The organism is Synechococcus sp. N19 (assembly GCF_900474045.1).
Taxonomy (GTDB): domain Bacteria; phylum Cyanobacteriota; class Cyanobacteriia; order PCC-6307; family Cyanobiaceae; genus Parasynechococcus.
In genome coordinates this window covers 17095-41555 of sequence record NZ_UCNR01000004.1, presented here as the reverse complement: position 1 = coordinate 41555, position 24461 = coordinate 17095, and the positions used below count along the sequence as shown (strand labels likewise).

Sequence of the window (24461 nt, the reverse complement as noted above, 5' to 3'; positions counted from 1 at the left end):
CGCCACGATGACGCCCTGGCCGGCCTGGTTGCGGCTTGGTCTTCTGCTGCCTGTTCTGGGCTTGAACGCCTTTGTGCTGAAGCGTTTGCTGGTGCAATTCGCCCCATTCCCTGGGCTGTTCCTCACCGCGGCCTTGATCGCCTTTTTGTTGGACCTGCCCTGCCGCTGGCTCGCGCAACGGGGTCTTCCCCGCGCCTGGGCCATCGTCAGCGTCGTCCTGGTGACCCTGGGGCTTCTGGTCTGGGCCGCTGTGGCCCTGGTGCCGCTGCTGATCGAACAGCTCAGCCAATTGCTCGGTGCCTCGCCGTCTCTGCTCACGGCGGCGGAGCAGTGGATCGATCGGGGTCAGCTCTGGGCTCTGGACCATGGCCTGCCGGCTGATTTCGCTGACCTCAGCAGTGATCTGGTGGCCCAGTTCAGCCGTCTGGCGACGCAGTTGAGCCAGCGTCTGCTGGGCCTGCTGGGGGCCACGGTGGGCACCACGATCAATGTGGTGATCGTGCTGGTGCTGGCGGTCTTCCTGCTGTTTGGGGCGGATCCGATAGTCGACGGTCTGGCCCGCTGGCTGCCCGACCGTTGGCGGGATCTGGTGCAGACGACCCTCGAGCGCACTTTTCGGGGCTATTTCGCCGGTCAGGTGGTGTTGGCGCTGATCCTCAGTTGTGGTCAGCTCCTGGTGTTCACCGCCCTGAACATTCCCTACGGCGTCTTGTTCGCTGTGCTGATCGGGTTCACCACCCTGGTGCCCTATGCCAGTGCCGTGTCGATCGTCTCGGTGAGTGCGGTGCTGGCGGTTCAGGACCCCCGCACAGGCCTTGAGTTGCTTGCCGCGGCGATTGTGGTCGGTCAGATCGTCGATCAGGTGATCCAACCGCGGCTGATGGGCAGCATCGTGGGGTTGCAACCGGCCTGGTTGCTGATCGCCTTGCCCATTGGGGCTCGGGTGGGCGCCCTCTATGGCGTGGGGGATCTGCTGGGCCTGCTATTGGCGGTGCCGGTGGCTAGTTGCATCAAAACCCTGGCGGATGCCGCCAGGGCTGGCGACGGCGACCTCAGGCGGCCGGAATCACCCCACGCTCCTGGAGCGCTTTGATCACCAATTCCACGGAGTCGGCCAGATCCTGCTTGCCGGTGTCGATCTTCAGCTCGGGCGTTTCCGGTGCTTCGTAGGGGCTGGAGATGCCGGTGAATTCCTTGATCTGCCCCGCCCGTGCCTTGGCGTAGAGGCCTTTGGGGTCGCGGGATTCGCAGACCTCGAGGTCTGCGGCGCAGAACACCTCGAGGAAGTCACCGTCCTCAACAAGGTCCCGGGCCTTGTCCCGGTCTGCACGGAAGGGCGACACAAAGGCGGACAGCACGATCACGCCCGCATCCAGAAACAGCTTGGCCACTTCACCGATGCGGCGGATGTTCTCTTCACGGTCAGCATCGGAGAAGCCCAGGTCTTTGCAGAGGCCGTGGCGGATGTTGTCGCCATCCAGCACATAGGTGGCGAGTCCCCGCTTAAACAGGGCTGCGTTGACGGCATTGGCCAGGGTGCTCTTGCCGGAGCCGGAGAGTCCGGTGAACCAAAGAATGGCGCTGCGGTGCCCACGCTGCTTCGAGCGCTCGTCGCGGCCCACGGAGGCCTCATGCCAGGCGATGTTGGTGGAGGCACCTTTGTTGGTGAGCTCTCCGTAGGTGGGGCTGGCAGTCATGGCCACGGCATGAAGTGGCGGCCATTCTCCCTTAGCCCCCAGCCCGTTTCGGCCGGTATCCCTCCTTGCTGAGCAGCTCGAGTGCCAGATCCACCTGATCTCCCTGCAGTTCGATCACGCCGTCCTTGGCGGTCCCGCCACTGCCGATGCGTGTTTTGAGCTTCTTCAGTAGCACCTTGAAGCCCGCAGCATCCAGCTCCAGGCCCCGGATCACCGTCACGGTTTTGCCACCTTTGCCACCACGGGTTGGTTGCACCCGCACCATCTGCTGCGCCTTGGCTGTGGGCTCCGCCGCAGGGCCGCTCGGTCGCTGCAGGCTCTCGGCACTGCTGAATTCCTGCCAGCCGCCCTTCGGCATCCACCCGTCGCAACCGAATTGCATTGTCGATGAGCGCCGATGCGGCGCCCCATGGCGTGACCGCCTGCTTACGCTGAGCCGACGCTCCGCCGTGGATCCGTGACCAGCACCCTGCCCAACGCCAGCACTCCGGATCCCTCCAGCCTGCAGCCAGCGGTGCGCCCCGGAGCCCATGGTCGCTTTGGACGGTTCGGTGGCCAGTACGTGCCCGAGACCCTGATGCCGGCCCTGGCGGAACTGGAGCAAGCTGCTGCCCAGGCCTGGAACGATCCCGCTTTCACTGCCGAGCTCAACCGCCTGCTCAAGAACTACGTCGGGCGGGCGACACCGTTGTATGAGGCCGAGCGTCTCACCGCCCACTACCGCCGCGCCGACGGTGGCCCCCGCATCTGGCTCAAGCGGGAAGACCTGAACCACACCGGTGCCCACAAGATCAACAACGCCCTGGGGCAGGCCCTGCTAGCCCTGCGCATGGGCAAGAAACGGATCATTGCCGAGACCGGTGCGGGGCAGCACGGCGTCGCCACGGCCACGGTTTGTGCCCGCTTCGGCCTGGAGTGCGTGATCTACATGGGTGCGGAAGACATGCGCCGTCAGGCCCTCAATGTGTTTCGCATGCGCCTGCTGGGCGCCACGGTGCAATCGGTGACGGCCGGCACCGCCACCCTCAAGGACGCCACCAGTGAGGCGATCCGCGACTGGGTGACCAACGTCGAGACCACCCACTACATCCTTGGATCCGTCGCTGGTCCGCACCCCTATCCAATGTTGGTGCGGGATTTCCATGCCGTGATCGGTGAGGAGTCCAAGCAGCAGTGTCAGAGCGCCTTCGGCCGGCTGCCCGACGTGCTGATGGCCTGCGTTGGCGGTGGCTCCAATGCCATGGGCTTGTTCCATCCCTTTGTGCAGGACACGTCTGTGCGGCTGATCGGTGTTGAGGCCGCCGGTGATGGTGTGGCCACCGGTCGCCACGCCGCGACGATCACCGAGGGTCGTGCCGGTGTGCTGCACGGCGCCATGAGCCTGCTGCTGCAGGACGGCGACGGTCAGGTGATGGAGGCTCACTCCATCAGTGCAGGTCTCGATTACCCCGGAGTGGGGCCGGAGCACAGCTATCTCCGGGAGATCGGACGTGCCGAGTACGCCGCAGTCACCGACCAACAGGCCCTCGATGCCCTGCGCCTGGTGAGTGAGCTTGAGGGCATCATTCCGGCCCTGGAAACCGCCCATGCCTTCGCCTGGCTTGAGCAGCTTTGCCCCACCCTGGCCGATGGCACCGAAGTGGTGATCAACTGCTCTGGCCGCGGCGACAAGGACGTCAACACCGTGGCGGAGAAGCTGGGGGATCAGCTCTAGGGAGCTGACCTCAGGCCAGCAGCAATTCCAGGTGGCGGGCCACCCGCTGTACGGCAGCCCGTGCCGTGGCATAGGCCATCCGCATCGGCCCCACCAGGGCCACATGACCGAGCCCCTCGTTGCAGCGGTAGGGCGCCTGAACCACGGCACAGGCCTCCAGGGCTGGCTGCGGATGTTCCTCGCCGATCCACACCCGTGCGGATTCACCGCGGCTGATCAAGGTGGCGGGTTGGTCATCGATCAGTTCCAGCAGCGGCCGAAGACTGGAGGTGCTTTCAAATTCCGGTTCGCTCACCAGCCTGGAAAGGCCATGCACCACCACCTGTGTGGAGTTGGCGGGGGTGGGCTGCTCAAGGGCGTTGCGCAGCACAGCACCGCTGCGTTGCAGCTGCCTGGGCAGTGCGTCCCAGTTCAGGTCGCCCTGCTCGAGCTGGGCCGACGCCCAGCGTTCCATCGCGGTGAGTTCGGCTTCAGCTCCGTGGGGCAGACGCAGGTTGAGGTGGCTGGCGCGGCCATTGGCTTCCACCAGCATCACCAGCAGTCGATCACCGCTGGGTACCAGACGGATCGTCTCCAGTTGCTGGTTCTCCTGCTGCGGTTGGGTGATCAGGCTCATCAGACCGGTGAAATCCGTCAGCCGCCGGGCCAGATGCATCAGCAGGTCGTCCAAACCGGCCCAACGAAGACTGAGGCCGGTGAGCTCCCGTTCCAGGTGTTGAACGGCGATGCCGGGTTCCGGCAGCAACGCGTCCACGTAGTGCCGGTATCCCATCGGACTGGGAACGCGTCCGGCGGAGGTGTGCGGTTGATGCAGCAGTCCTCGGCGCTCAAGCGCCCCCATGGCGGAGCGAATGGTGGCGGAGCTGGCGGGAATGCCGAAGCGTTGCACCAGGGTGCGGCTGCCCACCGGCTCCATCGTGTCGACGTAGTGGTGCACCGTCGCCTGAAGCACCTGTTCTTGCCGAAGGGACAGGGGCTTGCTCATCAGTAGCGGGGAACGCTGGGATCCACCTGAAGGCTCCAGGCATCAATGCCTCCCTCAAGGTTCCACACCTCAAGGCCCCAGGGTTGGTCCAGCAGCCACAGGCCGAAGTGGTAGCTGCGCACGCCGGCATGGCAGACCACCACGACGGGTTGATCGGGGTTGAGGTCGGCCTGCAGTGTTCCAAGCCATGCATTGGATTGGCTCAGGGGGCGGTGCAGCACCGCACCTGGAAAGGCAGCGATCGCGAGCTCAGCCTCCTCGCGCACATCCACTAGTTGCGGTGAAGGTCGCTCGCTTTGCAGCCATTGCTGCAGTTCAGAGGCTTGGATTGGTTGTGGTTGTTGGGATTGGCCCATGGCGCCATTCTGCGGTGATGGACAAAGATGAGGCGACCCGAGACCGCCGGCCCATGAAGGCCCGCCCCTTCCTCAGCGCTGCCGGCGCTGTGCTGTTGTCGCTGATTTTGCTGGCCGCTGGCCTGCTCTGGACCATGAACCGCCAGAGCCCCCTGCAGTTGGCGGAGCAGCCGTTGCATCTGCCTCGGGCGGCCCGGTTTGTGCCCCGGGATGCTGACTTGTCCCTCCATTGGTTGGCCGATCCAGGACGGTTGCCGGCCTATGCCCAGGCCGTTGCCCCTGCCTCCCAACGCCGCGATGCCCGTGATGGCGCCCGGCAGTGGCGCGAAGGAGTCTTTGCTTTGGCGGGCCTCCAGTTCGGTCTTGAGCTGGAGCCCTGGCTTGGCGAGGAGGTCAGTCTCACCCTCACCGATGGGGATTCCAACGTCGGTTGGGTGTTGGCCTTGACCAGTCGGGATGACGATGGCGCCCGGCGCTTTCTGCAACGGTTCTGGCAGACCCGCAGCCTGGCGGGCACCGACCTGCAGATCAGCAGCTACCGCGGTATCGGTGTGATCAGCGGTAAGGGGGCGTTGGTGGGGCATGACCCCCAACCCCTGGCCACGGCCTTGATTGACGACGATCTGCTGCTGGTGGCCTCAGGCCGGGGTGTGCTGGAGCAGGCCCTCGATGTCTCCCAGCTTCCGGATCAGCATCAGCTGGGGGATCAACGCCTGCAACGTCAGGTTGCTGAGCTCGGCGAAGGCGTGGCTCTGCTCACGGCATCTCCCCATGCCCTCGAGCATTGGCTGCAGCTGCCTGAGCTGGTGGCCCAACGGGACGATCTGAGCGGACTCGTGGCATCACTGCGACCGGAGGGTTCAACCATGGCGGTCGATGGGCGTCTCGGGTTCCGGCAAGCCCTTGGCGCCGACCCCTGGCCTGGGCTCACGGATCTGACGGCGTCGGCCGGCGGCCATGCCCGCTGGCTGGCTCAGCTGCAGAGCCCAGCCCGTTTGTTGGATCCCAGCGAAAGCCATCCCCTGGCCCAATGGTTCGCTCCGTTGCTGAAGCAGCGCCTGGCGGACCAGCCGGCGGCCGATGCTGTTGTGGGGGCTGATGCTGGCCCTCTTCTCTGGCAGGAGCAACCCGAGGGCTGGCTGCTGGCCACCCGCCCGCAAAGCCCCGCCAGGGATGCGGTGGATGCACGTCTGCAGGAGCAGGGCCTGACCCGTTCTGAACTGGAGGGCGATGGCGATGTGTTGAGCGTGTGGACGCGGCTGGTGCGCCAGCGGGGACGCCAGCCTGGGGTGGATGCCCAATTGGCCGTGGCTCAGGTTCGCTCGTCTGCGCTGAACTGGTGGGGCGAGTCCTTGATGGCTCTGGCGCAGCGTCAGAACGGGCGTGCCCTCCAGCCCCGCTTGAACCAATGGCAGGAACTCACAGCGTCCTCCCAACCGGCGCAGGCCCTCCTGCTGGCGGATGAGCCGGCCCGTGCGCTGTTGGGGCAATGGCGGCCCTGGGCCCTGCTGCAGGTGATGGCGGGGCGGCCGCTTCAGGATCAGGTCCGCGGCCTTGCGGTGGCCGTCGACGTTGATCGTCAGGAGCAAGGCAGTTCCGAGATTCCGTTTCATGCCCGGCTCGACCTCGGCTGACCTGGTTCTGTTGCGCCATGGCATCGCCGAGCCCCGCCAGGCGGGCCAGGACCATCCGGATCGACCCCTGACCGCCGCTGGCCGTCAGCGAACCCAGCGGGTGATGGCGGCCCTGGTGCAACGGGGGCTGCGCTTGGATCGATTGCTGTCCAGCCCCTATCGCCGGGCTCTGCAAACGGCGGAACTGGCTTTGGAGGCGGGGCTCGCTTCTGAACTCGCGGTGGATGAACGGCTCCAGCCGGGAGGGGCCCTCAACATGCTGGTGACCGCCTTCGATCAACGGCTTGGCTTGGTCGGCCATGAGCCGGATCTAGGAGATCTGGCCTGCGGTCTTCTGGGGTGTGCCCCGGGATCTCTGGTGCTGAAGAAAGCCGGCGTGATTCAGCTGCGTCGTTCCACGGGCCAGTGGCAGTTAAAGGCTTTGCTTCGGCCAGCACTGTTGATTGACGATTTAGGTTGCTGTTAGAGGCAATCAGGTGGTGGCCCAGCAGCAGACAGGCGACCTGCGCCATGCGCGGACCGGGATCGAACTGCGTCCAGGTCTGGATGGCGTGCCGGCCACCCAGTCGGCGATCTGCGACATCGATGGTGAGAAGGGGCTGCTCACCTATCGCGGCTACCCGATGCAGGATCTGGCGGCCAACAGCAGTTTTCTGGAAACGGCCTACCTGCTGATCTGGGGAGAGCTGCCCAGCCGCGACCAGTTGGCGGAGTTTGAGCACGCGGTGCAGATGCACCGGCGGGTTAGCTTCCGTGTTCGGGACATGATGAAGTGCTTCCCGGCCAGCGGCCACCCGATGGACGCGCTGCAGTCCAGCGCCGCTTCCCTGGGGCTGTTTTATTCGCGCCGGGCGATCGACGACCCGCAGTACATCTATGACGCGGTGGTGCGGTTGATCGCCAAGATCCCCACGATGGTGGCCGCCTTTCAGCTGATCCGCAAAGGCCAGGACCCAATCCAGCCCCGGGATGATCTGGCCTACTCCGCCAATTTCCTCTACATGCTCACCGAACGTGAGCCGGATCCACTAGCAGCGCGGATCTTTGATCGCTGCCTGATGCTCCATGCCGAGCACAGCCTCAACGCCAGCACCTTCAGTGCTCGGGTCACCGCCAGCACCCTCACCGACCCCTACGCCGTGGTGGCTTCAGCCGTGGGCACCCTGGCGGGCCCACTCCACGGCGGCGCCAATGAAGATGTCCTCGCCATGCTCGAGCAGGTGGGCAGTCCCGAGAACGCTGGCGCTTTCCTGGATGAAGCCATCGCGGCCAAGCGCAAAATCATGGGCTTCGGCCACCGGGAATACAAGGTGAAGGATCCCCGTGCCGTGATCCTGCAGGCCCTGGTGGAGGAGATGTTCGCCAGCTTTGGCCATGACGACCTCTACGACGTGGCCCGGGCGATCGAAGCAGAAGCAGCGTCCCGCCTCGGCCCCAAAGGCATCTATCCCAACGTCGATTTTTATTCGGGCCTTGTGTACCGCAAGCTCGGCATTCCCAGGGATCTGTTCACGCCGGTCTTCGCCATTGCCAGGGTTGCCGGCTGGCTAGCCCATTGGCGAGAGCAGCTCGGGGCGAACCGGATTTTCCGGCCTTCGCAGATCTACTCCGGATCCCAGCCACGCTCCTGGATGCCCATTGAGGAGCGCGTCTCGGCTCCGGCCGCCTAAGTTGCACCCACTTCCGTCGACACCATGGTGAGTCCGGGACTGGACCTGGAATTGAGCTTTAGCCAGGCCCTGCAAGGGTTTGGCTTCTCCCCGGAGGTGGCTAGGCTGCTTTGGCTGCCGCTGCCGATGCTGCTGGTTCTGGTGGCTGCAGTGGTGGGTGTGCTGGTTTCGGTGTGGCTGGAACGCAAGATTTCCGCCGCCGTCCAGCAGCGGATCGGTCCGGAGTATGCCGGTGCCCTGGGCGTGCTTCAGCCCCTGGCCGACGGCCTCAAGCTGCTCGTCAAGGAAGACATCATCCCGGCGCGGGCCGACAGCCTGCTGTTCACCCTCGGCCCGGTGCTGGTGGTTGTGCCGGTGATCATCTCTTGGCTGATCATTCCTTTCGGCCAGAACCTGCTGATCAGCAATGTGGGCGTGGGGATCTTCCTCTGGATCGCCTTCAGCAGCATCCAGCCGATCGGCTTGCTGATGAGCGGCTATGCCTCCAACAACAAGTACTCGCTGCTCGGTGGGCTGAGGGCCGCGGCTCAATCGATCAGCTACGAGATTCCCCTGGCTCTGGCGGTGCTGGCCATCGTGATGATGACTAACTCGCTGAGCACGGTCGACATTGTTGGTCAGCAGACCGGTGCCGGCATCTTGAGCTGGAACATCTGGCGCCAGCCGGTGGGCTTCCTGATTTTCTGGATCTGTGCCCTGGCCGAGTGTGAGCGGCTGCCCTTCGACCTTCCCGAAGCTGAGGAAGAGCTAGTCGCCGGCTATCAGACCGAGTACGCGGGCATGAAGTTCGCCCTCTTCTACTTGGCGGGTTACATCAACCTGGTGCTCTCGGCCGTTCTGGTCAGCGTTCTGTATCTCGGAGGTTGGGGCTTCCCGATTCCTGTCGAGTGGCTGGCCGGCTGGTTGAACCAGCCCATCGATGCCCCCGTGGTGCAGGTGATCACGGGCACCGTTGGCATCGTGATGACGGTGCTCAAGGCTTATCTGCTGGTGTTCGTGGCGATCCTGCTGCGCTGGACCACCCCCCGCGTGCGCATTGACCAGCTGCTCGATCTCGGCTGGAAGTTCCTGCTGCCTCTGTCCCTGGTGAACCTTCTGGTGACAGCAGCCCTCAAGCTCGCATTCCCCGTTGCATTCGGCGGCTAGGTTTTCCTACCTAGGATTTCTTCGCTCCCGGCTCCGCTTCGTTCTCTCCCCTTCAGACCATGTTCGGCTTCCTCAAACAGGTCGGTGATTACACCCGGGATGCAGTCGATGCAGCCCGGAATCTGGCCCAAGGCTTTTCGGTCACCTTCGACCACATGCAGCGCCGTCCGGTCACGGTGCAGTACCCCTACGAGAAGCTCATTCCTTCCGAGCGTTATCGGGGCCGGATTCACTACGAGTTCGACAAGTGCATCGCCTGTGAGGTGTGCGTGCGGGTCTGCCCGATCAATCTTCCGGTGGTCGATTGGGTGATGAACAAGGCCACAAAGAAGAAGGAGCTGCGCAACTACTCCATCGACTTCGGCGTCTGCATTTTCTGCGGAAATTGCGTCGAGTACTGCCCCACAAACTGCCTCTCGATGACGGAGGAGTATGAGCTGGCGGCTTTTGATCGCCACAGCCTCAACTACGACAACGTGGCCCTCGGACGCCTTCCCACCAGCGTCACCACCGACCCCTCCGTTATTCCCCTTAGGGAACTCGCCTATCTGCCGCAGGGCGAGATGGATCCGCACGGTGTTGCCGCCGATCGTCCCCGAGCTGGTCAGTTGCCGTTTCAGGTGTTGGAGACCCTCACCCCTCCTGCCAAGTCCTCTGCCAAGAATGAGGGACAATCCTCCAGTGAGGCCAAGGAGGGCGACGCATGACCATCGCGACAACCACCGAGCTGATCTGTTTTCTGGTGCTGTCCGCCGTTGTGGTGATCGGCGCCCTTGGTGTGGTGCTGCTTAGCAACATCGTCTATTCCGCCTTCCTGCTGGGCGGGGTGTTCACCGCCGTCGCAGGGCTCTATCTGCTCCTGAACGCCAGTTTCGTGGCCATGGCCCAGATCCTGGTGTACGTGGGCGCGATCAACGTGCTGATCCTGTTCGCGATCATGCTCGTCAACAAGCGGGAAGACCTCAAGGCCATCGCCAACCTCACCACGCGCCGTGTGGTGTCCGCCGGCGTCTGCGCCGGTCTGCTGGCGTTGCTGGTTCGTGTTGTGGTCACCACCCCCTGGTCGCTGCCCGGTCCTGCCGCCGTGGGTGAAGAGGCCACGGCCCGCATTGGTGAGCACCTGTTCACCGATTACCTCTTGCCATTTGAGGTGGCATCGGTGCTGCTGCTGATGGCCATGATCGGCGCCATCGTCTTGGCCCGTCGTGATGTGCTGGCCACCGATGTGGTCACCGGTGAGGTGGCCGATCAAGGCCTGATTGAGAAGGCCCGTACTCCCCTGCTGATGAATCGAGCGGACTGATGAGCGATTTCCTTGCCACGCTTCCCTCCCTGCAGGCCTACCTCCTGGTGGCCGCGATGCTCTTCTGCATCGGCGTTTGGGGTCTGATCAACAGCCGCAATGCGGTGCGCGTGCTGATGAGCATTGAGCTGATGCTCAACGCCGTGAACATCAACCTGATGGCCTTCTCCTCCTTCGTGGATGGTGATCTGATTCGCGGCCAGGTCTTCGCTGTGTTCGTGATTACGGTGGCCGCCGCTGAGGCCGCTGTCGGTCTCGCGATCCTGCTGTCGCTTTATCGCAATCGCGTTACCGTCGACATGGAGCAGTTCAACCTGCTGCGCTGGTAACCCCCGCACACCTGGGTCATGCGTCTCGATCGGGTCTGGGTGATCTATCGGGCCGACAGCCAGCCTGCCCAGCGTGAAGCCCGGCAATGTGCCAAGGAGCTGAAATCTCTCGGTACCCATGTGGTCACCGCGATGTCGGGGCCCCGGGTGAATCCTTTTCCCGGCCTTCTGGCCGTTGAGGAGTCGTTGCCCGACCTGGCGCTGGTGCTGGGGGGGGATGGCACGGTGCTGGGGGCTGCCCGCCACCTGGCGGTGCATGACATCCCGATCCTCAGCATCAATGTGGGAGGCCATCTGGGCTTTCTGACCCATGACCGGCGTGTGTTGCGCGGCGATCAGATCTGGCAACGCCTCCAAGACGATCAGTTCGCGATCGAACGGCGCATGATGCTTCAGGCGATGGTGGATCGACGCTCCGCTGAAGATCGAGCGGCTTCGCCGGGCCCGTTGCAACAGCCGGATCTCGAAGACGATGAAGAGCACCACTGGGCCTTCAACGACTTCTACCTGCGGGCCTACCGCGATGAGATTTCGCCCACCTGCACCCTGGAGCTCGAGATCGATGGGGAAGTGATCGACCAGGTGCGTGGTGATGGCCTGATACTCTCCACGCCCACGGGGTCCACCGGGTACGCCCTGGCGGCAGGGGGACCGATTCTTCACCCCGGCATCGATGCCATCATCGTTGCCCCGATCTGCCCGATGAGCCTCTCCAGCCGAACGCTGGTGGTGCCGCCTCGGGCCAGGTTGGCGATCTGGCCCCTCGGGGCTGGGGATCACCGCATCAAGCTGTGGAAGGACGGTGTGGGCTGCACGGTGCTGGAGCCTGGTGAGTGCTGTGTTGTTCAGCAGGCGCGCCACCATGCCCTGATGGTGTTGCTCAATCAAAGCCCGTCGTATTACCGAACCCTCTCCCACAAGCTGCATTGGGCGGGAAGCCTGCACGCGTCTCAGCCCTCGCAGAATTGAGCCATGGCCCTCGAGATTGAACGGCGCTTTCTGGTGCGGTCGGACGCCTGGCGCAGCAGTGCCGGCCCCGCACAGCCGCTGCGTCAGGGCTACCTGGCCGCCAGTGCCGACGGTGTGACGGTGCGGATGCGTCTGCGCGGATCGGATCAGGCCTGGCTCACCCTGAAGGCGGCGGCTGATGCCGTTGGCCTGGTGCGCCACGAGTTCGAATATCCGATTCCCGTGGCGGATGCCGAAGCTCTCTGGGATCTGGCGCCGCACCGCCTGGACAAAGTCCGCTACGCCCTGGATTGTCCTGGTGGTGACTGGGTGGTGGATTGTTTCCAGGGCGAGAACGCCCCCTTGGTGCTGGCGGAGGTGGAGCTGGCATCGGCCCAGGCGGATCTGCTGATTCCGCCCTGGTGTGGCGAGGAGATCACCGGGGAATCCCGCTGGAGCAATGCGGTGCTGGCCCAGCATCCGGTTCAGTCCTGGCCCGAGGAGCAGCGTCGACGTTTTGGCCTGACGTAAGACGGACTGGATTTGTCTTCAGATTTCCTTTAGCTTTGAGGGGTCCTGATTGGTGAATCCGTCCAGTGGTGGGTTTGTACGACACAACTGGAATGCTTCGCTTCGCAGGCTCCAGCGTGGAGGCCTGTCTGGAATACGCCACGCTGTTTGAGATCCCTGTGGGCCCCACCTCTCTTCAAAGCTTACCGGAGCCTGTCAGCTCCACGATCAGGCTGAGGGGGGATCGTGTTCTGGAAGGACGCAACAGTTGAAGCCGTCCCGGCAGATCTTGCCGTTGTCCATGGCCCAATTAAGCAGTGCCACCCGGTTCTTCGAGCCGGTCTTGGTGAACACGTTGCTCACATGGTTGTCCACCGTTCGTTTGCTGATGGTGAGACGGTCAGCGATTTCCTGATTGGTCAGTCCTTCGGCCACGAGCTCGATGATCTCGATCTCCCTGGCAGAGAGGGAGATCTCCAGAGGATCGGTACCGTCGAGGGAGGACATGGGCGACCACCGTTGGGATCATGCTAGTCCGGACGACCGGTCTGATCCTGCATAGTGGGCCGGTGAAATGGAACGAGATTTGAGCACGGCGCTGCAGCGCGCAATTGAGGCCGGGGATCAGGTGCTCACGGCCGAGGTAATGCCTCCCCGTGGAGCCGATCCCTCCCACATGTTGGCCATGGCCGCCTCGCTGCAAGGCCGTGTCCATGCCATGAATGTGACCGATGGCAGTCGCGCCGTGATGCGGATGAGCAGCCTGGCCTCCTGCAAGTTGCTGCTTGAGGCCGGTCTGGAGCCGGTGTTGCAGATGGCCTGCCGGGACCGCAACCGCATCGCCCTTCAGGCCGATCTGCTCGGGGCCCATGCCTTGGGGATCCGCAACCTGTTGTGTCTCACTGGCGATCCGGTGCGGGCGGGCGATCAGGCGGATGCCCGGCCGGTGAATGAGTTCGAGTCGGTGAAGCTTCTGCAGCAGGTCGATTCCCTCAATCGGGGCGTGGATCCCGTGCAGGGCACCCTGCCCGATGGGGCGACCACGCTGTTTGCCGGGTGTGCCGCCGACCCACAATCGAGGAGCTGGAGCGGTCTCCAGCGCCGGTTGCAGCGCAAGCAGGCGGCGGGAGCCCGCTTCGTTCAAACCCAAATGGTGATGGACCCTGAAGCGCTCGAGCGCTTCCAGCGCGAACTGGCCGGCCCCCTGGACCTTCCCGTGCTCGCTGGCGTGTTTCTGCTGAAGTCAGCCAAGAATGCCAGGTTCATCAACCGTGTTGTGCCGGGAGCCTGCATCCCCGATGCGTTGATCCATCGGCTGGAGTGCGCCGAGAATCCCGCCATGGAGGGCGTGGCCATCGCCGCTGAACAGGTGAAGCGCTATCTCGGCATCGTTCGTGGCGTGCACCTGATGGCAATCAAGGCCGAGGAGCGCATCCCGTTGATCCTGGATCGCGCCGGACTTAGCTCGCTGCCTGGGTGAGGTCGGTGCCGAGCAGCTCCGCCATGGCTTTCTGCTGCGGGGAAGGCTCCACAAGGTCCTGACGACGGGCATCGGTGATCAGCCAGTCGAGCGAGGCCTCCTGCAGATCGAAGTGATCACCGTCCTTGCCCACGCAGTAGCGGCCGAACACCAGCTTCTCGAGCAGCTGCACGCCGGGGCCGATGCGTGAGTAGTCGAAGATGATCGAGTTATCGACCGTGGCGCCCTCACAGATGTGGCAGCTGGGGCCGATCATGGTGGGCCCAACGATCGTTGCGCCATCTTCGATCTTGGTCATGCCGCCCACGTAGACCGGGCCGGTGACATTGATCTTGTCCCAGTTGGCGGCCACATTCAGACCGGTGTAGACCCCTGGACGCACCTCCTTGCCGGGGATGCCCACCTGACGGACGTCACCCATCAACACGCTGCGGATGGCTTGCCAGTAGTCGGGAACCTTGCCGATATCCACCCATTCGAAATCCATCGGAATGGCATAGAAGGGTGCACCGAGCTCGGCCAGTTTAGGGAACAGATCCGAGCCGATGTCGAAGGACTGTCCCGAAGGGATGTGTTCAAAGATCTCCGGCTCAAAGATGTAGATGCCGGTGTTGATCGTGTCGCTGAGGGCTTCGTCGACGCTGGGCTTTTCCTGGAAGCTTGAAATTCTGTTCTGGTCATCGGTGACTACAACGCCGTAGCTGCTCACCTGATCCCTGGGGACCCGTTTGGTGACGAGGCTGGCGATCGCACCCTTCTCTTTGTGCAGGCGTACCGCTTCGCTGAGATCAAGATCGATCAGCGCATCGCCGCAGAGCACCACGAAGGTGTCGTCAAAGAAGTGCTGGAAATCCTGTATTTTTTTGAGCCCGCCAGCAGACCCCAGGGCACTGCCGATCAGTTCGCCGTCTTCAATCCGTCCTTCAAAGCTGTAGGCAATTTCAACCCCGAAACGCTGGCCATCCCGGAAGTAATTTTCAATCTCTTCGGCCAGGTGGGAGACGTTCACCATCACTTCGGTGAAACCGTGCTCCTTGAGCAGTTCCAGAAGAAATTCCATCACCGGCTTCTGCAGGATCGGAATCATTGGCTTGGGGATCACATGGGTAATCGGTTGGACCCGCGTCCCCTTACCAGCCGCCAGAATCATCGCCTTCATTGGCGTTTGGTCGGGTCAATACAAGGTAGTGACCATAGACCCGGTCTTAGGCCGCCACGACCGTCCGGGTCGGCGACGGATCTGGCACCTGAAGGCTGCGGATCGGCAGTTGCGTTGCAGTGCCACTCGCGGGGATGAATTTCAGTCGCAGCGGTCCGTGGAGCCAGCCCTCCTGCTCCAGCTCAACCCGGCCCTGGGAGGAGAGAAACAGCAGGGCCCAGAACACCCCGACCCGGTCACGGTCCAAGTCCGCGGCGGCGGCCACCTCCCACTGATCCACCAGTTGATCGAAGCCCACCCAGTCCAGGGCGATCTCCCAACCGTTAAGAAACACCCCCAGTGCTGCGGTTGTTTCCGGCAGCTTTTCGCGGTGGGCCAGTCCGGCCACCTGGGCGATGGCTTCACGGTTGCTGTAGCGCTTCTGCCGTTTGCGGCGGCGTGCCTCGAGTTCGTCTGATTCCAGCTGCTCGGCAATTGTTTCCAGCTGTTCGATCAGCTCCCCTAGGGTGACGGGGCGACGCAATGGCGGGGGTGCCACGGGTCGCCGCTGCAGATGACGTTCCGGCCGTCGGGGCAGATCAAAGGCCGGATCCAGCCAGCCTTGCTCATCGAAGTCGGCATCGAAGTGATCTTCGACTTCAGGCGGCGGCGGCAACATGCTGGTTTCAAGCATCTCCGCCTTGAGTCCCACCAGCACGGAGGCGGCCAGGAAGGCTTCGCTGCTATCAGCCAGGTCCCGTTCGTAGCTGCCGCCCCGTCCGGCCAGGGCGGCCGCCACCTGCCCGGGAACTTCGATGCGTTGCCGGAGTTGATCTAGAAAGCCGTCGATGACGGCAATCACATCCACATCCCAGGGATCGAGATCGCCCCGCTCCGCTGCGTCCTGCAGCAGTCGAATCGCAAGGCGGGCTCCAGCATCAGCGCCGTCGTTGGGGGCCACCTGGAGCAAGTCAATTCACCCTTTCCCGGCAAGGTATCGGTCCTCAACCGGTGTTGCCAGTGCTGCCTCAGGCCGCGCTGCTGGCATCGCTGACCTCCGCCTGGTCGTTGTCTTCGCTCTCGGCACTGGTCGCGCTGACGGTGGTGGCAGGCAGCAGGCCCAGCTGGGTTTCAACGGTGGAGCGGTAGCGGCTGAGGTCGGTCTCCAGTTCCTGGATCCGCACCTGCTGGGCCTCGTATTCGTTCGCCTTGCTGAACTGTTCAACGTTGTTGAGCATCCCGGTCCAGGCTGCGAAGAACCAGGCCGACACGGCTCCCAACCCCGCTGCCAGCAGCAGCAGACCTGCCAAAGGCAGGGTGTACTCCACACCGGGCAACACGTGAACCGTCGTGGGGCTGGTGTTCGCCAGGGTGAAGAACACCGTGATCAGGCCGAAGCTGAAGATCAGGCCGAAGTTGATCTGACGCATTGCAGGGGAGCGTTCCCCTGGAACTTACGGACGGTTGGCTGGGAATGAATCGGAATCGATACGTGATTTATGACGCGCCCACGGCGGGGGCCTGGATGACTGCTGGAACGGGCGCCTGACCTCGAATCAAGGGGGCCGTTGGTGAGATCACCTGTTCCATCGCACCCAGGTTTCGGTTCACCAGGGCTTCGATCGAGCTGCGGTAGCTGTCGGTCATCAGCTTGGGGTACAGCCCGATTCCGATGATCGGCACCAGCAGGCAGCCGATGATGTAAACCTCGCGTGGCTCCGCATCCACCAGGTTGGTGTGGGACACCAGCTCCTCTTTCTCCTTGCCGAAGAAGATTTCGCGAAGCATCGAGAGCAGATAGATCGGTGTGAGGATCACGCCGACGGCGGCCAGCCCGCAGATCACCACGCGGAAGGGCAGGGTGTAGGCCTCATCCGTGGCGAAACCAGCGAACACCATCAGTTCGCTCACGAATCCGCTCATGCCGGGCAGGGCCAGGGAGGCGAGAGCACACACCGTCCAGAGCGCGAACATGATGCGCATCTTCTGGCCGATGCCTCCCATCTCATCCAGCTGAAGCGTGTGGGTGCGGTCGTAGGTGGCACCCACGAGGAAGAACAGGCTGGCGCCAATCAAGCCGTGGCTGATCATCTGCAGCATGGCGCCACTGGTGCCCAGGGCACTGAAGCTGCCCACGCCGATCAGCACGAAGCCCATGTGGCTGATCGAGCTGTAGGCGATCTTTCGCTTGAGGTTGCGCTGGGCGAAGGAGGTGAGTGCGGCGTAAATGATGTTCACCACCCCCAGCACGATCAGCAGTGGGGCGAACTGAGAGTGGGCCGCTGGTAGCAGTTCACAGTTGAAGCGCAGCAGGGCATAGCCGCCCATCTTCAGCAGGATGCCGGCCAACAACATGTGCACCGGTGCAGTTGCTTCGCCATGGGCATCCGGCAGCCAGGTGTGCAACGGCACGATCGGAAGCTTCACGCCGAAGGCGATCAGCAGACCGGCGTAGCAGAGCAGTTGAAAGCCCGTGCCGAAGTCTTTGGCTGCAAGAGCGGTGTATTCAAAACTGGGGGTGCCGCCGCCGAAGAAGCCCATGGCCAGGGCGGCCAACAGGATGAACAGGGAGCTGCCGGCGGTGTAGAGGATGAATTTGGTTGCGGCGTACTGGCGTTTCTTGCCGCCCCAGATGGCCAGCAGCAGATACACAGGAATTAGTTCCAGCTCCCAGGCCAGGAAGAACAGCAGCATGTCCTGCACGGCGAACACAGCGATCTGGCCGCCGTCCATGGCCAGCAGCAGGAAATAAAACAGCCGCGGTTTGAAACTCACCGGCCATGCCGCCAGGCAGGCCAGGCTGGTGATGAAGCTGGTGAGCAGGATCAACGGCATTGAGAGCCCGTCGGCTCCCACCGCCCAGGTGAGGCCAAGATCCGGCAGCCAGCTCACCCGTTCGGACAGCTGCAGACCACTCAGGTTGGGGTCATAGCCGGTGAGGTAGGCCGCAACGGTGATCAAGAAGGTGATCAGCGTCACGATCAGGGCGTACCAGCGCACCTGTTTGCCCTCGCCTTTGTCTGGAACCAGCGGAACCAGCAGGGCACCCACAATCGGCACCAGGATCGACAGGCTCAGCCATGGAACGGTTGCCTGCACCGGATCGCTGAGTCCGGCGACTGCGAATTCGAACACGCTGATCCGATCCTCACTGGATGGATCGTAGAAATCATGGCCGCTGTGTCATCACCTCGATAGGCGATGACACACATGGATGCTGAGCTCTATGCGATTGGCCTGCCGATCACGCCGAATAGCACCACCAGGCCGATCACACCGGCAAACACAATCAGGGCATAGAACTGGGCCCGTCCGGTCTCGAGATATTTGAGACCTTCGCCGCTGCCCAGGGTGAGCAGTCCGGTGAGGTTGACCACGCCATCTACCACTTTGGCGTCCACCTCGAGCACCTCCCGCGCCAGTTTGCGGGTGCCGCGAACGAACATCTTTTCGTTCAACACATCGAGATACCACTTGTTGGTGAGGAAGGCATTCACCGCCGGGAAGCGGTCGGCCACCAGCTGCCCCAGATCAATCCGACGCAGGGCATAGGCCAGAACAGCCAGGCTGATGCCGGCAATGGAGATGGCCACGGAGGCGCCCGCCAGGGGGAGAAACTCGCCCCAGCTGAACTGTTCGGCCATCTCGAGGGCTTCTTCCGGATTGAGAAGGCCTGCAAAACGGCTGTTCCATGGGGTGCCCAAGAGGCCAATCAGGACGGAAGGCACCGCCAGCACCGCCAAGGGGGCAGCCATCGGCCAGGCCGATTCGTGCACGCTGCCGCCATGGGCGTGGTGCTCGGAAGGATCCTTGCCAGCGGCGGTCAGCAGCTGGGCCTGCATGGCGGTGTCATTGCCGCGGAATTCCCCTTCAAAGGTGAGGAAGTAGAGCCGGAACATGTAGAAGGCCGTCATCCCCGCCGTCAGGAAGCCCACTGCCCAGAGCAGTGGGTAGCTGTTGAAGGCCTGACCAAGAATTTCGTCCTTGCTCCAGAAGCCGGCCAGGGGCGGAATGCCACTGATGGCGATGCAGCCGATGAAGAAGGTGATCGAGGTGACGGGCATCTTTTTGCGCAGGCCGCCCATCAGGCGCATGTCCTGGGCAAGAACGGGCTCGTGGCCCACCACCTCCTCCATGGCGTGGATGACGGAGCCTGATCCCAGAAACAACATTGCCTTGAAGAAGGCATGGGTCACCAGGTGGAAGATGCCGGCGACCGGGGCACCGCAACCCATCGCCAGCATCATGTAGCCGAGCTGGGAGACGGTGCTGTAGGCCAGACCCTTCTTGAGGTCCATCTGGGTGAGGGCGATGGAAGCCCCCAGGAAGCAGGTGATCGTGCCAACGACGGCGATCACGGTTTGAACGATGGGGAACTGGGCGTAGAGGGGATCAAGGCGGGCCACCAGGAACACCCCTGCGGCCACCATCGTTGCGGCGTGAATCAGCGCTGAAATCGGCGTCGGGCCCTCCATGGCATCGGGCAGCCAAACGTGGAGAGGGAACTGGGCCGACTTGGCCATCGGACCCATGAACACCAGCAGGCAGAGCAGCAGCGCTGCCCATGGGGCCACCGTTCCGGCGGCCAGGCCGTTCTGCAGACCATCGGCGATCCCCTGGAAATCGAAGCTTCCGGTGGCCCAGAACAGGCCAAGGATGCCCAGCAGCAGACCGAAGTCACCAACCCGGTTCACCACAAAAGCCTTTTGAGCGGCGTGGGCGGCACCGTCGCGGTCGTACCAGAAGCCCACCAGCAGGTAGGAGCACATGCCCACCAGCTCCCAGAAGACGTAGATCTCCAGAAGATTGGGGCTGATGATCAGACCCAGCATGGAGCTGCTGAACAGCGCCAGGTACGTGAAAAAGCGCACATAGCCTTTGTCATGGGCCATGTAGCCGTGGGAATACACCAGCACTAGCAGGGCGATGGTGGTGACCAGCGCCAGCATCACCGCCCCGAGTGGATCCACCACGTAGCCCATCGGCAAAACGAAGTTGCCTGCGCTGGCCCATACGAACAGATGCTCAACGGGCGGGGCGCCATTGAGCTGGTTGAACAGGATGCTGTAGCTGAGGGCCGCAGCTGCGCCAACGCAGGAGATCAACAGCAGCGCAACGGGTTTGCGCAACCGATTGATCGTGCGGTTGAAGCTGATCAATCCCAACCCGGTCAGCACTGCGCCGAACAGGGGCAGAACCGGAATGAGCCAGGCGAGTTCCTCGGCCGAGGGCATCCGCAAAAAGGAGGTTGAAGCGAGTGTAGGCAGCTCAGCCCAGCAGGTTCTGGAGTGCTGAATTGCGCATCAACTCGGCAGCCGTCGGAATGAAGCGATGGGCCCACCAGAACACGCCGACGGCGATGGTGATGCCCAGTTGCGCCGGTCGAACGAATTCCTGCCACTGCAACTGCTGGCGTCCATCCAGCACCGCTGCGAAAGGCACGATCGAGGTGCTGGCCTTGAGCTCGTCAAAGGCTTCGCCGAAGCGGGCCTTCAGGCGCCGGTCGCCATGCCAGACGGCGAAGAGGTGATGGCCGATCAGGCCCACGCAGGTCACCAGCATGAAGCTGCTGCCGATCCAGAGGGCGTGGGTGAGGCACCAGAGGATTTGCCCGATGGCCTGGGGATGGCGGCTGATGCGGATGATCCCCGCGGCGTAAAGACGCACCTGCGGTTTCAGCACCGCCGGGATCTCCAGCAGGTTGTAGGTGGCTGGATAGAGGAAGAGAAAACTGATGGCGGTTCCGATCCACACGAGTGGAATCACCCCAGGCACGCCCTGGAGATTCCACAGCCGCACCCCGTCGTAACGATGGGCCAGGAACCATCCGATCACCACCACGGCCGAGGGAATGCTGGCTGCCGCGAAGATCAGGCGCCAGGCCCGTGCTCCGATCAAGGCTTCAGCCCGGCTGCGCAGTGCAGCCCCACCGCTGTGAATCACTGCAAACAGGATTAGCAGCACCAGCATCACGACGCTGCTGTGGTGGGTGGAGGCCATGGCGGCTGCGTTGGAAGGGCGTGATTCTGGCTGTCGGACGTGGCGGTCCTAAATTTCCAGTGTTCCTCCGGGTGTTCCGCGGTGGCCGATCTGCCGTTCACCCTCGACCAGCTGCGGATCCTTCGCGCGATTGTCAGTGAGGGCAGCTTCAAGAAAGCCGCCGACAGTCTCTACGTCACCCAGCCCGCCGTCAGCCTTCAGATCCAGAACCTGGAGAAGCAGCTGGAGGTGTCGCTGTTTGATCGCGGCGGGCGTAAGGCGCAGCTCACTGAAGCTGGCCATCTGCTGCTGAGTTACTGCGACCGGATCCTGAGCCAGTGCCACGAAGCCTGTCGGGCTCTGGATGATCTCCACAACCTCAAAGGTGGATCCCTGATCGTGGGGGCAAGCCAGACCACCGGCACCTACCTGATGCCCCGGATGATCGGTCTGTTCCGCCAGAAATATCCTGACGTCTCCGTGCAGCTCCAGGTCCACAGCACCAGACGCACGGGCTGGAGTGTGGCCAACGGTCAGATCGACCTGGCGATCATCGGTGGTGAATTGCCGGCGGAACTCAATGAACTGCTGCAGGTGGTGCCCTACGCCAGTGATGAGCTGGCGCTGGTGCTGCCGGTGAAGCACCCCTTGGCCCGACTGGCTGAACTCACCAAGGAAGACCTGTATCGCCTGGGCTTTGTCTGCCTCGATGCGCAATCCACCACCCGGAAGATGGTCGACCAGCTTCTGGCGCGTTCCGGCCTCGATGTGCAGCGCCTGCGCATCGATATGGAGCTGAATTCGCTGGAAGCCATTAAAAATGCTGTTCAGGCGGGCCTGGGCGCTGCCTTTGTTCCCGTGGTGTCGATCGAGAGAGAGTTGTCGGCGGGAACGATTCACCGGCCCCAGGTGGCTGATCTGCAGGTGCGGCGCCAGCTCAAGCTGATCACCCATCCCGCCCGCTACTGCTCACGCGCCTCGGTGGCGTTCCGCAATGACGTTCTGCCCGTCTTTGCCAGCGCTGACAGCCCGATTCGTCAGGCAGCGAAGGTCGTGCCTGAAGCGATCGGGGAGCAACTGGTTCAGAACTGATCGGCCTCGGGTGTCACGCCCACAGCGTCATCTGCCACGCCTCGGGTGAGGAATTTGTTCTCACTGATATCGGTTTGGTAGACGCAGCGCACCACGGGCTTGTCCCGGACGGAGCCGATGTAGGCAAAAGTGTTCATCCGCTGTTTGCACTCACGCTCCTGCTCGGCGGTGATGGCCCCCTCCTTGCGCAGCACCGACCAGTTCTCCCGACGGATCACACAACCCGGTTGCAGGGTTGGCTGGGTCACAAAGCTGCTGGAGGGGTTGAGCGTCGTGTACATCTCGATGTCCATGACGAAGGCGCTCGCCCCCCACTGGCGGCAGAACTCCGGGTCGGGAACGGCCATGTCCAGTTGCTGGGAGCTGGCGATGTTTCCCTGGTCGCCCGTGGTGGTGCTGGTGACAGCGCTGCCGATGCCGATTCCCACCACGAGAACTCCTGCCAAGACGGCCACGGTGAGGGTGCTGAATTGAAAGCCGCCCTGGCCACCTCCTCCACCTTGTGGGGGGCCGGGAGGACGGCCGTATCCGCCACGGGGAGGAGCGTCGTAACGATCCCGCTCACCGCGGTCGTAGCGGCCATCACGCGGTCGGCGGCTGCCGCGGTCGTAGCGCGAGCCGGTCACAACAGTTCTGGGGTGCGGGGCAGGCCCATGGAGAAATTCTGCACGCGGCCATCCGGGTTGTAGCTGAGTTCTCCGGCCTGGAGCAGTTGCCGGATGAATCCCTCCAGGTCTGTACCAATGCGGCGCAGGGTGTAGTCACTCAGTTCGCCACCGGCTGCGGCATCCACCAGTTCCTTGAAGCGTCCCTGCACCTTGGCGAGGCTGGCGGCATCCCAGAGAAATTCGTTGTCGGGATCCAGATCTAAGGTCAATTGGTCATCCGAAGGAACCAGATCCTCCTCTTGAAGTGCAGCTGTGAACAGGTGCACGTGGCGGGTGGTGCACTTGAGAAGGGTGTCAGCCAAGACGCGCCCACGGGAAAGCTGACACGACTTTAAGAAGCGAACGGGGGTCAAGCCCTTTTAAGGTTGGTTTAACTTTCGAGACGGCCGCATGCGCGTCGCTATTGCCGGAGCTGGTCTTGCTGGACTTTCCTGTGCCAAATATCTGGCGGATGCCGGCCACACCCCCATCGTTGTGGAAGCCAGGGATGTTCTCGGCGGCAAGGTGGCGGCCTGGAAGGACGAGGACGGCGATTGGTATGAAACCGGTCTGCACATCTTCTTCGGGGCTTACCCGAACATGCTGCAGTTGTTCCAGGAGCTGAACATCGAAGACCGGCTGCAGTGGAAGAGCCATTCGATGATTTTCAACCAGCAGGACGAACCAGGCACCTACAGCCGCTTTGATTTCCCTGACCTGCCGGCACCGGTGAACGGTGTGGCGGCGATTCTGGGCAACAACGACATGCTCACCTGGCCGGAGAAGATCAGCTTCGGCCTGGGACTGGTCCCCGCCATGCTCCGGGGTCAGGGGTATGTCGAGGAGTGCGACAAATACTCCTGGACCGAGTGGCTGCGGGTCCACAACATTCCCGAACGGGTGAACGATGAAGTGTTCTTGGCGATGAGCAAGGCGCTGAATTTCATCGATCCCGATGAGATCTCCGCCACCGTGGTGCTCACGGCCCTGAACCGCTTCCTGCAGGAGAAGAACGGCTCCAAGATGGCGTTCCTGGATGGTGCACCGCCGGAGCGCCTCTGCCAGCCGGTGGTTGAGCACATCGAATCACTGGGTGGTGAAGTGCACCTCGACAGCCCCCTGCGTGAGATCAAGCTCAATGCCGATGGTTCGGTAGCGGCTTTCCATATAGGTGGCGTGAAGGGCAAGGAGAGCTTCGACCTCACCGCTGATGCCTACGTCAGTGCCTTGCCGGTGGATCCCTTCAAGCTGCTGCTGCCTGAGCCCTGGAAGCAGATGGAGGTGTTCCAGAAGCTGGATGGTCTCCGGGGTGTCCCTGTGATCAACCTGCATCTCTGGTTCGATCGCAAGCTCACTGACATTGACCATCTGCTGTTCAGCCGCTCCCCCCTGCTCAGCGTGTATGCCGATATGAGCATCACTTGCAAGGAGTACGAAGACCCCGACAAGTCGATGCTTGAGCTGGTTTTTGCTCCTGCCAAAGACTGGATCGGCCGTCCCGATGAGGAGATCATCGAGGCCACCATGGGTGAGCTCAAGAAGCTGTTCCCGATGCACTTCAGTGGCGACAACCCCGCCACCCTGCGCAAATACAAGGTCGTGAAGACGCCCTTGTCCGTCTACAAGACGACCCCCGGTTGCCAGGAGCTGCGTCCGGATCAAACCACCCCGATCAAGAACTTCTTCCTCGCGGGCGACTACACGATGCAGCGCTATCTCGCCTCGATGGAGGGTGCTGTTCTCAGCGGCAAGCTCTGCGCCGGCGCAGTGGACCGCAAGACAGGTCAACTGGCATCATCGACCTCTTCCAGTGAGCCTGTGACGGCCTGAGCC

Annotated in this window: 27 protein-coding genes; 14 read left to right on the top strand and 13 right to left on the bottom strand. The window is 62.9% G+C overall.

Annotated elements, in window-relative coordinates; genetic code table 11:
- The first annotated feature begins 7 nt into the window (after window positions 1-7).
- Window positions 8-1093 (top strand): AI-2E family transporter, encoded by a 1086-nt coding sequence (locus DXY02_RS01305; protein ID WP_114987594.1) that lies wholly within the window; start codon window positions 8-10, stop codon window positions 1091-1093.
- On the opposite strand, the gene cysC is transcribed toward DXY02_RS01305, so the two are convergent.
- Both cysC and DXY02_RS01295 read right to left on the bottom strand, forming a co-directional pair.
- Window positions 1053-1697 carry an adenylyl-sulfate kinase gene (gene cysC / locus DXY02_RS01300; protein ID WP_114987592.1) on the bottom strand — a complete coding sequence of 215 codons (645 nt, stop codon included), beginning with the start codon at window positions 1695-1697 and terminating at the stop codon, window positions 1053-1055. The genes DXY02_RS01305 and cysC overlap by 41 nt on opposite strands.
- A 31-nt stretch (window positions 1698-1728) precedes the next feature.
- The gene (locus DXY02_RS01295; RefSeq protein ID WP_114987590.1) at window positions 1729-2055 is read right to left on the bottom strand and encodes a translation initiation factor; all 327 of its coding nucleotides are present in this window, start codon (window positions 2053-2055) and stop codon (window positions 1729-1731) included.
- A gap of 99 nt (window positions 2056-2154) precedes the next feature.
- Between DXY02_RS01295 and trpB the strand changes: the two genes are divergently transcribed.
- Entirely contained in the window at window positions 2155-3411 is a 1257-nt protein-coding gene (gene trpB / locus DXY02_RS01290; protein WP_114987588.1) for a tryptophan synthase subunit beta, read from the top strand.
- A 10-nt stretch (window positions 3412-3421) separates the two neighbouring features.
- Here the strand turns inward: trpB and hrcA are convergent, their stop codons facing one another.
- Window positions 3422-4396, bottom strand: coding sequence for a heat-inducible transcriptional repressor HrcA (hrcA, locus tag DXY02_RS01285; protein WP_114987586.1), 975 nt, complete (start codon window positions 4394-4396; stop codon window positions 3422-3424).
- On the bottom strand, window positions 4396-4752 hold the full coding sequence (locus DXY02_RS01280; protein WP_114987584.1) for a rhodanese-like domain-containing protein: 357 nt from the start codon (window positions 4750-4752) through the stop codon (window positions 4396-4398). Before DXY02_RS01280 ends, hrcA begins: the two co-directional genes overlap by 1 nt.
- Before the next feature lie 53 nt (window positions 4753-4805).
- On the opposite strand from DXY02_RS01280, the gene DXY02_RS01275 reads away from it, so the two are divergent.
- Genes DXY02_RS01275 through DXY02_RS01235 form a run of 9 tightly spaced genes read left to right on the top strand, consistent with a single transcriptional unit; the run spans window position 4806 to window position 12313 of the window.
- Entirely contained in the window at window positions 4806-6386 is a 1581-nt protein-coding gene (locus DXY02_RS01275; protein WP_244276097.1) for a DUF3352 domain-containing protein, read from the top strand.
- Complete coding sequence (gene sixA, locus DXY02_RS01270; RefSeq protein WP_114987580.1) at window positions 6364-6852, top strand: phosphohistidine phosphatase SixA; 489 nt, start codon at window positions 6364-6366, stop codon at window positions 6850-6852. The genes DXY02_RS01275 and sixA overlap by 23 nt, the downstream gene beginning before the upstream one ends.
- A 13-nt stretch (window positions 6853-6865) precedes the next feature.
- On the top strand, window positions 6866-8056 hold the full coding sequence (locus DXY02_RS01265) for a citrate synthase (protein WP_114987754.1): 1191 nt from the start codon (window positions 6866-6868) through the stop codon (window positions 8054-8056).
- 27 nt (window positions 8057-8083) lie between these two features.
- Complete coding sequence (gene nuoH / locus DXY02_RS01260) at window positions 8084-9202, top strand: NADH-quinone oxidoreductase subunit NuoH (protein WP_170950528.1); 1119 nt, start codon at window positions 8084-8086, stop codon at window positions 9200-9202.
- A gap of 59 nt (window positions 9203-9261) precedes the next feature.
- A complete protein-coding gene (gene ndhI / locus DXY02_RS01255; protein WP_114987576.1) occupies window positions 9262-9909 on the top strand; it encodes an NAD(P)H-quinone oxidoreductase subunit I in 648 nt (215 codons plus the stop codon).
- Window positions 9906-10505, top strand: a complete 600-nt coding sequence (locus DXY02_RS01250) for an NADH-quinone oxidoreductase subunit J (RefSeq protein WP_038552703.1) — start codon at window positions 9906-9908, stop codon at window positions 10503-10505. Before ndhI ends, DXY02_RS01250 begins: the two co-directional genes overlap by 4 nt.
- The gene (nuoK, locus tag DXY02_RS01245) at window positions 10505-10834 is read left to right on the top strand and encodes an NADH-quinone oxidoreductase subunit NuoK (protein ID WP_038552705.1); all 330 of its coding nucleotides are present in this window, start codon (window positions 10505-10507) and stop codon (window positions 10832-10834) included. Before DXY02_RS01250 ends, nuoK begins: the two co-directional genes overlap by 1 nt.
- Window positions 10835-10852: 18 nt before the next feature.
- Window positions 10853-11803 (top strand): NAD(+) kinase, encoded by a 951-nt coding sequence (locus tag DXY02_RS01240; RefSeq protein WP_114987574.1) that lies wholly within the window; start codon window positions 10853-10855, stop codon window positions 11801-11803.
- Between the two features lie 3 nt (window positions 11804-11806).
- On the top strand, window positions 11807-12313 hold the full coding sequence (locus DXY02_RS01235) for a CYTH domain-containing protein (protein ID WP_114987572.1): 507 nt from the start codon (window positions 11807-11809) through the stop codon (window positions 12311-12313).
- A 207-nt stretch (window positions 12314-12520) separates the two neighbouring features.
- Here DXY02_RS01235 and DXY02_RS01225 read toward each other — a convergent pair whose 3' ends face one another.
- On the bottom strand, window positions 12521-12799 hold the full coding sequence (locus tag DXY02_RS01225) for a helix-turn-helix transcriptional regulator (protein ID WP_011365335.1): 279 nt from the start codon (window positions 12797-12799) through the stop codon (window positions 12521-12523).
- A gap of 67 nt (window positions 12800-12866) precedes the next feature.
- Here DXY02_RS01225 and DXY02_RS01220 point away from each other — a divergent pair, with 67 nt between their 5' ends.
- Window positions 12867-13772 (top strand): methylenetetrahydrofolate reductase, encoded by a 906-nt coding sequence (locus DXY02_RS01220; protein ID WP_114987568.1) that lies wholly within the window; start codon window positions 12867-12869, stop codon window positions 13770-13772.
- On the opposite strand, the gene DXY02_RS01215 is transcribed toward DXY02_RS01220, so the two are convergent.
- The 6 genes from DXY02_RS01215 to DXY02_RS01190 form a co-directional block, all read right to left on the bottom strand.
- Complete coding sequence (locus tag DXY02_RS01215) at window positions 13753-14931, bottom strand: NDP-sugar synthase (RefSeq protein ID WP_114987566.1); 1179 nt, start codon at window positions 14929-14931, stop codon at window positions 13753-13755. The two genes, DXY02_RS01220 and DXY02_RS01215, sit on opposite strands and share 20 nt — an antisense overlap.
- 46 nt (window positions 14932-14977) lie before the next feature.
- Window positions 14978-15880 (bottom strand): segregation/condensation protein A, encoded by a 903-nt coding sequence (locus tag DXY02_RS01210; RefSeq protein WP_114987565.1) that lies wholly within the window; start codon window positions 15878-15880, stop codon window positions 14978-14980.
- Between the two features lie 58 nt (window positions 15881-15938).
- Complete coding sequence (locus DXY02_RS01205) at window positions 15939-16340, bottom strand: lipopolysaccharide assembly protein LapA domain-containing protein (protein WP_114987563.1); 402 nt, start codon at window positions 16338-16340, stop codon at window positions 15939-15941.
- A 67-nt stretch (window positions 16341-16407) separates the two neighbouring features.
- Entirely contained in the window at window positions 16408-18045 is a 1638-nt protein-coding gene (locus DXY02_RS01200) for an NAD(P)H-quinone oxidoreductase subunit 4 (RefSeq protein WP_114987561.1), read from the bottom strand.
- Window positions 18046-18134: 89 nt separating this feature from the next.
- On the bottom strand, window positions 18135-20144 hold the full coding sequence (locus DXY02_RS01195) for an NAD(P)H-quinone oxidoreductase subunit 5 (protein WP_114987559.1): 2010 nt from the start codon (window positions 20142-20144) through the stop codon (window positions 18135-18137).
- A 34-nt stretch (window positions 20145-20178) separates the two neighbouring features.
- Window positions 20179-20910 carry an NnrU family protein gene (locus DXY02_RS01190; protein ID WP_114987557.1) on the bottom strand — a complete coding sequence of 244 codons (732 nt, stop codon included), beginning with the start codon at window positions 20908-20910 and terminating at the stop codon, window positions 20179-20181.
- Window positions 20911-20991: 81 nt separating this feature from the next.
- On the opposite strand from DXY02_RS01190, the gene DXY02_RS01185 reads away from it, so the two are divergent.
- Window positions 20992-21981, top strand: a complete 990-nt coding sequence (locus DXY02_RS01185) for a LysR family transcriptional regulator (RefSeq protein ID WP_114987555.1) — start codon at window positions 20992-20994, stop codon at window positions 21979-21981.
- Here DXY02_RS01185 and DXY02_RS01180 read toward each other — a convergent pair.
- The gene (locus DXY02_RS01180) at window positions 21972-22607 is read right to left on the bottom strand and encodes a DUF3172 domain-containing protein (protein WP_114987553.1); all 636 of its coding nucleotides are present in this window, start codon (window positions 22605-22607) and stop codon (window positions 21972-21974) included. The genes DXY02_RS01185 and DXY02_RS01180 overlap by 10 nt on opposite strands.
- The gene (locus DXY02_RS01175) at window positions 22604-22951 is read right to left on the bottom strand and encodes an NAD(P)H-quinone oxidoreductase subunit M (RefSeq protein WP_170951432.1); all 348 of its coding nucleotides are present in this window, start codon (window positions 22949-22951) and stop codon (window positions 22604-22606) included. The genes DXY02_RS01180 and DXY02_RS01175 overlap by 4 nt, the downstream gene beginning before the upstream one ends.
- An 88-nt stretch (window positions 22952-23039) precedes the next feature.
- On the opposite strand from DXY02_RS01175, the gene pds reads away from it, so the two are divergent.
- On the top strand, window positions 23040-24458 hold the full coding sequence (pds, locus tag DXY02_RS01170; RefSeq protein WP_114987550.1) for a 15-cis-phytoene desaturase: 1419 nt from the start codon (window positions 23040-23042) through the stop codon (window positions 24456-24458).
- Window positions 24459-24461: the final 3 nt, after the last annotated feature.

Bases quoted from the DNA above. Each gene is read 5' to 3' on its own strand.
- DXY02_RS01305 (WP_114987594.1), top strand. From the start codon at position 8: ATGACGCCCTGGCCGGCCTGGTTGCGGCTTGGTCTTCTGCTGCCTGTT.
- cysC (WP_114987592.1), bottom strand. From the start codon at position 1,697: ATGACTGCCAGCCCCACCTACGGAGAGCTCACCAACAAAGGTGCCTCC.
- DXY02_RS01295 (WP_114987590.1), bottom strand. From the start codon at position 2,055: ATGCCGAAGGGCGGCTGGCAGGAATTCAGCAGTGCCGAGAGCCTGCAG.
- hrcA (WP_114987586.1), bottom strand. From the start codon at position 4,396: ATGAGCAAGCCCCTGTCCCTTCGGCAAGAACAGGTGCTTCAGGCGACG.
- DXY02_RS01280 (WP_114987584.1), bottom strand. From the start codon at position 4,752: ATGGGCCAATCCCAACAACCACAACCAATCCAAGCCTCTGAACTGCAG.
- DXY02_RS01275 (WP_244276097.1), top strand. From the start codon at position 4,806: ATGAAGGCCCGCCCCTTCCTCAGCGCTGCCGGCGCTGTGCTGTTGTCG.
- sixA (WP_114987580.1), top strand. From the start codon at position 6,364: ATGCCCGGCTCGACCTCGGCTGACCTGGTTCTGTTGCGCCATGGCATC.
- ndhI (WP_114987576.1), top strand. From the start codon at position 9,262: ATGTTCGGCTTCCTCAAACAGGTCGGTGATTACACCCGGGATGCAGTC.
- DXY02_RS01250 (WP_038552703.1), top strand. From the start codon at position 9,906: ATGACCATCGCGACAACCACCGAGCTGATCTGTTTTCTGGTGCTGTCC.
- nuoK (WP_038552705.1), top strand. From the start codon at position 10,505: ATGAGCGATTTCCTTGCCACGCTTCCCTCCCTGCAGGCCTACCTCCTG.
- DXY02_RS01240 (WP_114987574.1), top strand. From the start codon at position 10,853: ATGCGTCTCGATCGGGTCTGGGTGATCTATCGGGCCGACAGCCAGCCT.
- DXY02_RS01235 (WP_114987572.1), top strand. From the start codon at position 11,807: ATGGCCCTCGAGATTGAACGGCGCTTTCTGGTGCGGTCGGACGCCTGG.
- DXY02_RS01225 (WP_011365335.1), bottom strand. From the start codon at position 12,799: ATGTCCTCCCTCGACGGTACCGATCCTCTGGAGATCTCCCTCTCTGCC.
- DXY02_RS01220 (WP_114987568.1), top strand. From the start codon at position 12,867: ATGGAACGAGATTTGAGCACGGCGCTGCAGCGCGCAATTGAGGCCGGG.
- DXY02_RS01215 (WP_114987566.1), bottom strand. From the start codon at position 14,931: ATGAAGGCGATGATTCTGGCGGCTGGTAAGGGGACGCGGGTCCAACCG.
- DXY02_RS01205 (WP_114987563.1), bottom strand. From the start codon at position 16,340: ATGCGTCAGATCAACTTCGGCCTGATCTTCAGCTTCGGCCTGATCACG.
- DXY02_RS01195 (WP_114987559.1), bottom strand. From the start codon at position 20,144: ATGCCCTCGGCCGAGGAACTCGCCTGGCTCATTCCGGTTCTGCCCCTG.
- DXY02_RS01190 (WP_114987557.1), bottom strand. From the start codon at position 20,910: ATGGCCTCCACCCACCACAGCAGCGTCGTGATGCTGGTGCTGCTAATC.
- pds (WP_114987550.1), top strand. From the start codon at position 23,040: ATGCGCGTCGCTATTGCCGGAGCTGGTCTTGCTGGACTTTCCTGTGCC.